Consider the following 8,610-nt stretch of genomic DNA (forward strand, 5'->3'; position numbering starts at 1 on the left):
CCTCCAGATTGGAGGCGCGGTTTTTACCGCATTATTCGGGACCCAATCACGCACAATTTGGGGACATCCCCTTTGTATGGGATAAATTGCCTTAAGATGACCAAACTGGGCTGAACTGATGAAGTTCATCAAGTTCCCTTAACGCCGAAAAAGGTCGTCAATTAACAGTGACTATTTCGGGATGGAAACAGATGTTAATGAGAGGAACTTAAAACTATTAAATGAACAATCACCCCTGTACTTTACTCCAGATTGTTGTCAGAGATCAAGAAAGAAATAGTATTTGGAAACCTATGTGGCTTATTGTTATGGTTTCTCGGCGCGATGAGTTAAGTTTAGTTGATTGTTATCAGTGTTATCGACAACGTTATGACATGGAACATCTTTTTCGATTTGGTAAACAAAGATTATTGATGACATCCTATTTAACTCCCGATGTACATCATGAAGAAAATTGGTTTAAACTAACACTTCTTTCTTATGTAAATTTGTGGGCTGCCAGAAAATTAGCTGTGGTTTTACCCCGTGATTGGGAACAGTATTTGAAGACTAATAAATCCATCAAAATCACCCCTAGTCTAGTTCAAAGAGACTTTTCAAGAATAATTACGACCTTGGGGACTTTCGCCAAATTTCCCAAACGTCGAGGTTTTTCTTCCGGACGTATTAAAGGTTACAAAAAAGCCCCACGAACTCGTCATGATGTTATCAAGAAAGGGAGCAAAAAATCAACTGAAAACTTAAAAGCTCCTTAGTTTTCCTCAGAATCTATAGATTAGCCCTATTTGTCAGCCAATTTTATTGACTGATACAGAGCCGATATTTTGGGATTTTAGTTTAGCGTAAAATATACGCTAACAAACTTTTTTTGTCCAAAGTCCAATCTATTATACTGGCAAGTTTCCTGGAGCAGAAGAAATATCCTAGACATTATGTACAGGTATGTCTAGAATTCTACAGGTTTTTGTCTTCTAGAAGAAACTCCTAAAATATAGTTCGGGGTTCGGAGTTCGGAGTTCGGAGGTTAGAGTTGATATGACAGATAATCAAGATATTCAAGAAAGAACATTGACTTTTGCCGTCAGAGTAGTCAAACTTTGTCGTTTTCTTCATGAGAAGGGTGGGATAGAGAGAATTCTCTCATCTCAACTTATTCGTAGTGGTACTTCCATAGGGGCTAATGTAAGAGAAGCGCAGTCTGGACAGAGTGATAGAGATTTTTTGCATAAAATGGAAATTGCTTTAAAAGAAGCCAGAGAAACGGAATATTGGCTCATTGTTTTAGTCGAGTCAGGAGGAATTAATGAAAACAAAGTAAAATCTCTTACACAAGAAATAGATGTTATTATCAGGATTTTAGTAACCATCACAAAAAACGTCAAGAAAAAACTCCGAACCCCTAACCCCTAACTCCGAACCCCTAAGAACCCCTAACTCCGAACCCCTAACTCCTAACTCCTAACTCCGAACCCCTAACCCCTAACTCCGAACTCCGAACCCCTAACTCCGAACTCCGAACTCCGAACTCCTAAAATGGGTATATTCAAGAATGTAAAATCAAAAATGCTAAACTTCCTATTCCTGATGCAGAAAATAGGATAGTTTTGTAGGGTATTTTAGTTAAATTAATACTGAGTAGTAACAAGAAATAAACATCCATAAAAACCCGAGAATAGTCTAAATAATAACCCATAATTGTCATACTGCTAAAAATAAACATGACACTATAAAAACCATTACCTATCTGCATCAATAAATTGAGTTTACGATGTTTCAGATAAATAACCAAAATAGCAGCAAAACTCAACAATAGAACGATAAACATATAAGCTTCAAATAAATTTCTGCCATTAATTCCTGATGTTAGTATAGTAATAAACTTATTAATGATTCCCAGGAAAGGAAACCCAAAATTATCTTTAACTCTCACCTTCCCAGGTAAATCTAAAAAAGTAATATAAACCGTCCAGAGAATAGGAGGAATCAACCCATATAATAAATACGTAATCTGTTTAAATCTCTTTTGTATTAAACTGGTTAAAAATAAAGCAAACCAAACAATTAATAATGTTTCTCTCGTCAAACAACCCAAACTAATAAATAAAGCTGTTAACCGATATTGTTCGTAACGATAGCAATAAAAAGAAGCAATTAAAAAGACACTACTAAATAAATCAGCAGTTCCTAAAGATAACACCATCCACACCCCAGGAATACATAAAGTAAACAGAGACTGAAATTTTGAAACATTATCAGACTTAAAATATAAATTAGTAATAGCAACTATAATGAGAATAGATAAAGCATTAATTCCCACCATAAAATAAGGAATTAAACGAGGATTACCAAAAGCTAAAACATAGCTTACCAAAGGATATAAAATACGACGATAACGATAAATAGGATGGTCTAAACTATTAACTGTTTCATGATTTTGCAAAAAAGGGTCAAAAGCTAAACTTAAAAACTGTTGACCGTCATAACCTATTTCTCCTTGATAAATCAAAGTATTTTCAGGATTCAGAAAAGGAGATAAAGGTAAAATAGACCCAATACGAAAAAAACCAGTTATGTTACTATCAAATTTAATAAAGTAGAAATATAGTGAAACAAAAATAACAACAATCAGAGCTATCAAGAGACTGATATAATTAGAAGAAGAAAATATTTTTTTATAATAGAACATCTCTTAAAATATACTATGTATGGTGAAAAATTAGTCACCTTGAATAGTTATAAAGATGACAATAATTATCAATGATAGACCCCATTGATGGCTGATTGTTCCCTTGCCATAGTCCCACTAAAGTATCTTTCTCAAAATGGACAAGGGGATCACCTTACTGTTATGATTCAATAATAATACTATTGTTGTTACCAAAATAGTTTAAAACAAAAGACTATATCATTAAAAAAGGAGAGATAAACTTGCCACACACCATTGTAACAGAAGTCTGTGAAGGCATTGCCGACTGTGCAGATGCTTGTCCCGTCGCTTGTATTCATGACGGTCCAGGGAAAAACATCAAAGGAACAGACTGGTATTGGATTGATTTTGATACTTGTATTGATTGTGGAATTTGTTTACAAGTTTGTCCAGTGGAAGGAGCGATCGCACCGGAAGAAAGACCCGACTTGCAAAAAACGCCATTTTAAGTTAAAGAAGTCAGAAATCAATGGAAAATATCTTAGAAGTCAAGGACGTTTATGCTGGATATGTCAAAGATTTAAACATCTTGCAAGGCATCAACTTTCGTATTTCTTTAGGAGAATTAGTGGCCGTTATTGGCCCTAATGGTGCCGGAAAATCCACCTTAGTAAAAACCATTTTTGGTCTCCTAAAAACAAATCAGGGTGAGATACTTTTTAAAGACAAAAATATCACCGGTCTGAAGTCTGATCAAATTGTCAAATTAGGAATGTGTTATGTTCCCCAAATCCAAAATGTCTTTGCTACCCTGAGCATCGAAGAAAATTTAGAAATGGGAGCATTTATTAGTCATGGTTCATTAAAACAGCAGAAAGAAAAAATCTACACCATGTTTCCTAAATTAGCCCAACGTCGTCGTCAAAAAGCAGGAACCCTATCCGGGGGAGAAAGACAAATGTTGGCTATGGGAAGGGCCTTAATGCTAGACCCAGATGTTTTATTATTAGATGAACCATCAGCAGCATTGTCACCCATTTTAGTTAATAGCGTTTTTGAACAAATCAAAGCCATTAACGAAACAGGAAAAGCCATCGTTTTAGTGGAGCAAAACGCCAAAAAAGCCCTGATGATGGCTGATCGGGCTTATGTTCTGGAAAATGGCTGCGATCGCTTTGAAGGCACGGGACAAGAATTACTTAACGATCCCAAAGTAGCACAACTTTATCTAGGGGCAGCCTATCAAGAATAATTAACAATTAATAATTAATAATTAATAATGTTTAACCAATAAACCATTTTGTACAAGTAAATAAGTAATAAGCACCGGTCATAATTAAGGCCACACTCCCAGTGCGAATAATGGTTTCAGAATGGCTTAATAACTTCTTACTTTGTTTAGCTAACCCTGTAAATAAACTTGCTAAAAAAATCAGCATAGTATAACCCAAGGCATAACTAACCATTGTTAAAGTGCCTAAAATCTGAGAACCACTAGCAGCAGCAGCGGCCAACACAGCGAATAATACCGGACTCGCACAGGGGGAACTAACTAAGGCAAAGGTTAAACCCACCCCATAAGGCCCAGCAACGGGAAGACTAACATTCATCTGTGGTAAAGGTATTTTGACAACTCCGATTAACCACAATCCCATCACAGCCATAATTAAGCCAACCACAATATTGATATAGCCTCGATATTCCACCATCACCAATCCAGCAAAGGAAGAAACCAAGCCAAATAAACTTAAAATGGTGACAGCACCGAGTACAAATAAACCAGCTTTGCTAAAAGCATCCCAACGGGATTTTATATTTAAGGTGCCGATATAACTGAGATTGACAGGAAGTAAGGCTAGGATACAGGGAGAAATACTAGCTAGTGCAGCTTGGCGAAAGTAATCCACCAGATTTTTACAGAAACTTTCGTGACTAGCCACGACAATGTGTTTCAATGAAACTAACGGAAGAATCTCGAAGTTGATGTCCATGATAAAAGCATTGCCAATTAACCTCTCCAACCTACAGAAAACAGTACTCCAACAAATAGTGAGAGGGACAACAAACCCCTATCGCCTTGTTAGACGAGCCAAGCTAATCTTAGCCGCAGCATCAGGAGAGAGCAATAGTTCGATTAGTCGAAGATTAGAATTAGACCGAGTACAAGTGCGTCAGTGGCGATCGCGATGGTTTGAGGAGAGAGAAAAACTGAGTGCCGCCGAAGAACAACAGGTAACGGAGAAAGCATTAATGGTCTTGATCAAAGGAATTTTAAGCGATCGCCCAAGACCTGGAACAACAAAATCCTTTACGGTCGAACAAGTAGTCCAGATTGTAGCGATCGCTTGTGAAGAATGTGAAAAATCAGACAGACCAGTGAGCCATTGGACACCTTCAGAGTTGGCGGATGAAGCCATAAAAAGAGGAATTGTCGAAAAGATTTCCCCCCGTAGTGTGGGGCGTTTTTTAAAACCCAGATTCCGCACTTCAAAATGTAGTATAAAAAAATACATAGTTTTAAAAAGTCCGAAAATCATACCTGGGCAAGAATATTTCTCTTTTCATTAAATTTTTAGGAAAAATAATCAAATTAAGAAGATTTATACTCATTGAAAACTTAGCAAGACTCAGCACAAACGAAGGAGAGTTTCCTCTTCTCATTTGATATCATTAGACTCTTATTCTTTTATTATTTTTGCTTTATCCAATTCAATTTATAGATAATATCTTTGACAAGATGCAGGTAATAAACTCAATATAAAACGCCTTTCTTCTGTTAAATTGACAATTTGTTTAACTCCGTTTAAAATCACATAATGAATACCTTGAAAACATTGAAATATCCACCTCAAAGTCGGACGCAATGTTACTTTCTCTACTTGATTATTTATTCCTTTTTTGACTCTTTTTAAACAATTTCTTAATTCTCTTTGCCCCAAGTTATAAATCAACAAACACAAAGACATTAAAAATAACATTGTTTCTATTCTTTCTGGTTTTTCAACGAAGAAACTATCAGTAAAAAATAAGGGATCTTTCAAAAATCGAAATCCTCTTTCCGTAGATTGCTGGTTTTTATAAGTTATCAGAATTTCACTAGCTTCTAATTTATTTTCCTCTACTAAGTTAGTTGCTAAAATAAATTTTCCTGCTTCTTTAGTCTTTCTACTTATCTCTTCATCTTTTTTGATGATCAGACTAATCATTTTATAAATCTTTTCCTTTTTTTTCGAGTAAGTTTCAATCAGTTCAACTTCTTTTATTTCCAACAATCTCAATTTTTTATTAATAGCTTTTAATTTATATCGAGCAGCTTGAGGATGTTCAAATTCTTCAGATTGTATTTCTTTAAGAAATTTTTGGGATTTCTTCTCTTCTTGGGAAAGTTGTTTTTCTAGTTTTTCCAAATCACTTTTCTGTCTTTTTTCACTCAAGACTATTAACCAAGTTTGCTTGATTCCACCATAAGTAACAATTTCTTCTTTCCAGGTATAACTTTCTAAATTTAGGTCACTTCTTTTTTCTTTATCTTCATCTTTTACTTCTTCCACCTCTATATTTTGCACTAATTCTTTTGCTTTTTTTATGGTCATTGGAACTCTCGTTATCCATTTTAAATGTTGGATTAGTTGGAGATTTTCTTGACCATATAAAGCACTATCACAAACCATGATACTATCAAACTTTATTTGCTTTTTGAATTCTACTAAAACTTTTCCAAATACAGCTTTATCAGATTCATTTCCATCTCCTACTCTCACAAATAATGGAATATCTCCATCTTGGCTTGTTATTAAATCCAAGACACATTGTTTTAAGTCTGGTCTATGATCCCGAGAATATCCTTTCTTAATAAAAATTGGTCTTTCTTTAATAATTTTTTCTTCTTCCTGTTTCTCTTTATCTTCTTCCCTTTTATATTCTCCATCTAAATGAAATGATGTGGGATCTAAATGGGAGTATTTAAGGTCTATTTTAAATTTTTTAATTACTTCTAAAACTACTTCAATAAAAATATCATTTAGTCCATATTTATATAATTCATCCATTACTCTCCCAATTTTATCATCATTAAGGTAATCAGGTTTAATTCTTTCTCCTAACAATTTCTCAATGGCTTTATCTTGAAAAAACTGACTGAATAAATATAGAGGTCTTGAAACAAATCCTAGTCCATTGATTAAAATAGACTTAACTACTGTACCTGCTGAGATTTTTTCTCTAACATCTATTCCTAATTTATTATTAATTATTTTGACTATTCCTATTTCATCAATTAAACCAGCTACTATCCCTAAATGGTCTAAATTTTTAACTTGTATTTCTTCTAAATAAGACATTTTTCGCTCTTTTTTTACAGAGGAAACAACTTAAACAATTATCCCACTTTTTTGTCTTCAAGAGCTTAAGCAATTATACTTAATTATTAACCCCAGGCTTGTAGTATTTAATGCTACTTTTTGAAGTGCGGAATCTGGGATAAAAATGATCTGAGGAAATACTCTAGGAAGATGATAACCTAAGTTATAATGTTCTATCATTATAAATGGGGTTATAATTGCTACGATAACAGCAAAAATAACTCTAGCTGTGGTTTGATGTTTATCCAGTGCATTTTCTGCAGTAATTCCTTGTTGTGAAAGATGTTTACCTAAAAAACTACCCAATCCCAAACCAATGGTACTAGGTACTATTAAATGAATCATGTACTTATTCTGCTTATTTATCTCCAAAATAACGGAGTTTAAGAGAATCTGTCAGGAGTAAAATTACGGAAAATTGTGAACTCAATTTTTTGCTTAATTATTTATTGATAATGACGATGGTTAAAATTGACTTTTATTTTGAGAATAAACTATGAGTAACTTATTGGAAATTGGAGAAAGTGCGCCTACTTTCACCCTTAGTAATCATAAGGGTGAAACTATTAATTTAAAAGATAACTTGGGACAGTGGTTAATCTTATATTTTTACCCAAAGGATAATACCCCAGGTTGCACGACAGAAGCACAAGACTTTACGAGACTAACCCCAGAATTTGCGAAATTATCCGCAAAAATTATTGGCATAAGTCCCGATTCAGAAAAGTCCCATTGTAAGTTTATTGACAAGTATGATTTATCCATAGAATTACTTTGTGATCCAGATCATACAGTAGCTAAAGCTTATGATGTCTGGAATTTAAAGAAATTTATGGGAAAAGAATATATGGGCATTATTCGTTCCACTTTTATTATTAACCCAGAGGGAAACATTGCCTATATTTGGTCAAAAGTTAGGGTCAAAAATCATGGAGAAAAAGTCTTAAATCAATTACAAGAATTACAATCATAATTATTATTGTTCATTAACTCCCAGGTTAGATAATAAAAATTCAGCAATTCTTTCAGAAGCTCCAGGGGGTCCAAAACGTGCTTTTCCGTTCGTTTCACATTCCTCTAAATAAGGGTGATCTACTATAGTTCTAGCAACACATTGTGCTGCTTCTTTGAGGGTGTTGGCAGTAGCAGGTCCTGTGCCAATGGTTTGAGCGCAACTACCGATCAAACGGGTTTGTGCTTCAGCAAACTCGTAAGTAAACTGGGGGCCTTCTCCTGGTACTTGAATCACTGGTTTCCCCAAAGCAATACCTTGATCCACTGCTAATCCTGCCATTCCTAACATCAAGGTACAGTTGTGTAAAATGTCATTAAAGGCATCAGAATAACAGATAACTTCTATAGTTCCTTGTTCAGTGTGATAACTTAGTTTATTATCTTCATACTGCCAATCTTCACTATCAGCAATTGATGTCAACTCTTTCATTAACTTTGGCACCAAAGCCGCCCGAAATTGTATTTTTTCAGGAGGAATGACTTTAAGAATTTCTAGAATAAGATTAAGTTGTAATTTAAAATTACGTACTGCTTCAGGGAGTCTTGAGCCTGGCAATAAAGCCACCATAGGAGTATCAGCTTTCAGGT

General features: G+C 34.6%; 9 protein-coding genes and 2 pseudogenes. 6 read left to right on the plus strand and 5 right to left on the minus strand.

Going from position 1 to position 8,610, the window contains the following annotated elements:
* Positions 1-117: 117 nt before the first annotated feature.
* Positions 118-755, plus strand: a pseudogene (locus CWATDRAFT_RS27275) (NF041680 family putative transposase); the annotation flags it as partial.
* Positions 756-1,035: 280 nt separating this feature from the next.
* Positions 1,036-1,410 carry a four helix bundle protein gene (locus tag CWATDRAFT_RS27280; RefSeq protein WP_007308022.1) on the plus strand — a complete coding sequence of 125 codons (375 nt, stop codon included), beginning with the start codon at positions 1,036-1,038 and terminating at the stop codon, positions 1,408-1,410.
* Positions 1,411-1,543: 133 nt separating this feature from the next.
* On the opposite strand, the gene CWATDRAFT_RS27285 is transcribed toward CWATDRAFT_RS27280, so the two are convergent.
* Complete coding sequence (locus CWATDRAFT_RS27285) at positions 1,544-2,686, minus strand: AZOBR_p60025 family cell surface glycopolymer formation protein (protein ID WP_007308031.1); 1,143 nt, start codon at positions 2,684-2,686, stop codon at positions 1,544-1,546.
* 242 nt (positions 2,687-2,928) lie between these two features.
* Between CWATDRAFT_RS27285 and CWATDRAFT_RS27290 the strand changes: the two genes are divergently transcribed.
* Together CWATDRAFT_RS27290 and CWATDRAFT_RS27295 are read left to right on the plus strand one after the other, a co-directional pair.
* Positions 2,929-3,156, plus strand: coding sequence for an indolepyruvate ferredoxin oxidoreductase subunit alpha (locus CWATDRAFT_RS27290; protein ID WP_007308023.1), 228 nt, complete (start codon positions 2,929-2,931; stop codon positions 3,154-3,156).
* A gap of 20 nt (positions 3,157-3,176) precedes the next feature.
* Entirely contained in the window at positions 3,177-3,899 is a 723-nt protein-coding gene (locus CWATDRAFT_RS27295) for an ABC transporter ATP-binding protein (protein ID WP_007308024.1), read from the plus strand.
* 31 nt (positions 3,900-3,930) lie between these two features.
* Here the strand turns inward: CWATDRAFT_RS27295 and CWATDRAFT_RS27300 are convergent, their stop codons facing one another.
* Entirely contained in the window at positions 3,931-4,587 is a 657-nt protein-coding gene (locus CWATDRAFT_RS27300; protein ID WP_232287215.1) for a cytochrome c biogenesis protein CcdA, read from the minus strand.
* Positions 4,588-4,591: 4 nt separating this feature from the next.
* Here CWATDRAFT_RS27300 and CWATDRAFT_RS27305 point away from each other — a divergent pair, with 4 nt between their 5' ends.
* Positions 4,592-5,215, plus strand: a complete 624-nt coding sequence (locus CWATDRAFT_RS27305) for a helix-turn-helix domain-containing protein (protein ID WP_007308025.1) — start codon at positions 4,592-4,594, stop codon at positions 5,213-5,215.
* 146 nt (positions 5,216-5,361) lie between these two features.
* Here CWATDRAFT_RS27305 and CWATDRAFT_RS27310 read toward each other — a convergent pair whose 3' ends face one another.
* Both CWATDRAFT_RS27310 and CWATDRAFT_RS27315 read right to left on the minus strand, forming a co-directional pair.
* Positions 5,362-6,987 (minus strand): IS1634-like element ISCwa1 family transposase, encoded by a 1,626-nt coding sequence (locus tag CWATDRAFT_RS27310; RefSeq protein WP_007308029.1) that lies wholly within the window; start codon positions 6,985-6,987, stop codon positions 5,362-5,364.
* A 57-nt stretch (positions 6,988-7,044) separates the two neighbouring features.
* Entirely contained in the window at positions 7,045-7,353 is a 309-nt protein-coding gene (locus tag CWATDRAFT_RS27315) for a hypothetical protein (protein WP_042712596.1), read from the minus strand.
* Between the two features lie 151 nt (positions 7,354-7,504).
* Between CWATDRAFT_RS27315 and bcp the strand changes: the two genes are divergently transcribed.
* On the plus strand, positions 7,505-7,981 hold the full coding sequence (bcp, locus tag CWATDRAFT_RS27320; protein ID WP_007308026.1) for a thioredoxin-dependent thiol peroxidase: 477 nt from the start codon (positions 7,505-7,507) through the stop codon (positions 7,979-7,981).
* A gap of 3 nt (positions 7,982-7,984) precedes the next feature.
* On the opposite strand, the pseudogene CWATDRAFT_RS27325 reads toward bcp, so the two are convergent.
* Positions 7,985-8,610: pseudogene (locus tag CWATDRAFT_RS27325) on the minus strand (lipid-A-disaccharide synthase-related protein); the annotation flags it as partial.

The sequence above is a fragment of the Crocosphaera watsonii WH 8501 genome, from assembly GCF_000167195.1.
Taxonomy (GTDB): domain Bacteria; phylum Cyanobacteriota; class Cyanobacteriia; order Cyanobacteriales; family Microcystaceae; genus Crocosphaera; species Crocosphaera watsonii.

What these genes read in the sequence shown, in the direction of transcription:
- CWATDRAFT_RS27280 (WP_007308022.1), top strand. Translation starts at nt 1,036, where the DNA reads ATGACAGATAATCAAGATATTCAAGAAAGAACATTGACTTTTGCCGTC.
- CWATDRAFT_RS27285 (WP_007308031.1), bottom strand. Translation starts at nt 2,686, where the DNA reads ATGTTCTATTATAAAAAAATATTTTCTTCTTCTAATTATATCAGTCTC.
- CWATDRAFT_RS27295 (WP_007308024.1), top strand. Translation starts at nt 3,177, where the DNA reads ATGGAAAATATCTTAGAAGTCAAGGACGTTTATGCTGGATATGTCAAA.
- CWATDRAFT_RS27305 (WP_007308025.1), top strand. Translation starts at nt 4,592, where the DNA reads ATGTGTTTCAATGAAACTAACGGAAGAATCTCGAAGTTGATGTCCATG.
- CWATDRAFT_RS27310 (WP_007308029.1), bottom strand. Translation starts at nt 6,987, where the DNA reads ATGTCTTATTTAGAAGAAATACAAGTTAAAAATTTAGACCATTTAGGG.
- CWATDRAFT_RS27315 (WP_042712596.1), bottom strand. Translation starts at nt 7,353, where the DNA reads ATGATTCATTTAATAGTACCTAGTACCATTGGTTTGGGATTGGGTAGT.
- bcp (WP_007308026.1), top strand. Translation starts at nt 7,505, where the DNA reads ATGAGTAACTTATTGGAAATTGGAGAAAGTGCGCCTACTTTCACCCTT.